General features: G+C 72.7%; 1 protein-coding gene. It reads left to right on the forward strand.

Annotated elements, in window-relative coordinates:
* The first annotated feature begins 123 nt into the window (after positions 1–123).
* Positions 124–1,617: an NF041680 family putative transposase gene (locus CNO22_RS26990; RefSeq protein ID WP_232807398.1), complete on the forward strand. Its 1,494-nt coding sequence runs from the start codon at positions 124–126 to the stop codon at positions 1,615–1,617.
* Positions 1,618–1,627: the final 10 nt, after the last annotated feature.

The following is a 1,627-nucleotide window of genomic DNA, read 5'->3' on the forward strand; positions in this document are numbered from 1 at the left end:
AGCTTGTCGTTTAACCCCTCGGCCACTGGGATGACAGAGCTGTGATTCTGGGGCTGGCATGGGGGCGGCCACCGCTGGATCCTTCGGAGTTGCGAAGCCTCGAAGTGAACGGCGGTGGCCGCGGTGGACAGTCTGGACTCGGTCGGTGCGGTTGACCAGAGCGTGGCCGCGGAGGCGGCCGAACGGCTGCGAGGCTTCCGCGGCGAGCTATACGGGTGCCTGGGCCCGCGGGCCGATGAGCTGTTCGAGCTGACCGACGCACTGCTGTGCGCCGATGGGCCGGTGCGCACGCTGGTCGGGCTGTGTCTGACCCCAGAGCATCGCCGTGGGCACGGCGCGCTGTATGACGCGCTCAATCACGGCCAGGTCGACGACGACCGTCTGCGCCGGGCGCTGGTCCGGTTGCCGGTGCCGCGGATGTTCGGCGGGCGGATCGTGCTGGCCGTCGACGCCACCCCGTGGCTGCGCCCGGACGCGCCGACCTGCCCCGATCGGCTGTTCTGCCACGTCTACGGCCGTGGCCGGCTCCGGGAGGCCGATCAGCAGATCCCGGGCTGGCCGTACCAGCTGGTCGTCGCACTGGAGAGCGGGCCGACCAGCTGGACCGCGGCGCTGGACGTGGTCCGCCTCGGCCCGGCCGATGACGTCACCGCGGTCACCGCCGCCCAGCTGCGTGCGGTGCTCGGCCGGCTGCGCACGGCCGGGCACTGGCAGGTCGGGGATCCGCCGATCATGGTCGTGCTGGACTCCGGCTACGACGTGTGCCGGCTGGCGTTCGTGCTGGCCGACCTGCCGGTGCACCTGGTCGGGCGGCTGCGCGCCGACCGGGTGCTCCTCGGCCCGGCCTGCCAGCGCCCGGCTGATGGGCCCGGGCCGGTGGGCCGGCCGCGCCGGCACGGGACGGCCATGACCCTGGCCGACCCGGCGACCTGGCTGGCGCCGACCACCCGGTCGACCACCGACACCCCCCGCTACGGGCAGGCCGAGGCCACCGGCTGGGACCGGATGCATCCCCGGCTGACCCACCGCGGAGCCTGGGCCGGCCACCCCGGCACCCTGCCGATCGTGGAGGGCACGCTCATCCGGTTGCAGGTCGAGCACCTGCCCGGCCAACGCGGGGCCAAACCGGTCTGGCTGTGGTCCTCACACACCGCCGCCGACAGCGACGACGACCTCGACGCCCTGGCCGCCGAGGTCGTCCGCTGCTGGCAGGCCTATCTGCGCCGCTTCGACGAAGAGCACACCATCCGGCTGTTCAAGCAGACCCTGGGCTGGACAGCTCCCAGAATCCGATCACCGCAGGCGGCCGACCGCTGGACCTGGCTGATCATCGCCGCCTACACCCAGTTGCGGCTGGCCCGCCCGCTGGCCGCCGACCTGCGCCGGCCCTGGGAACGACCACTGCGCCCCGACCGGCTGACCCCGGCCCGAGTCCGGCGCGGGTTTCGCTACCTACGGGCGAAGACCACTCAGCCGGCCAGCGCACCGAAACCCACCCATCCTGGACCTGGACGGCCACCGGGGGTCACCAATCGGCACCGCGCCACCCGCTACGACGTCGGCAAGACCGTCAAACGAGACACCGAGCGCAGCCGTGACCCACAGGTCAGGGGTTAAACGACAAGCT

The organism is Geodermatophilus chilensis (genome assembly GCF_002802985.1).
GTDB lineage: Bacteria > Actinomycetota > Actinomycetes > Mycobacteriales > Geodermatophilaceae > Geodermatophilus > Geodermatophilus chilensis.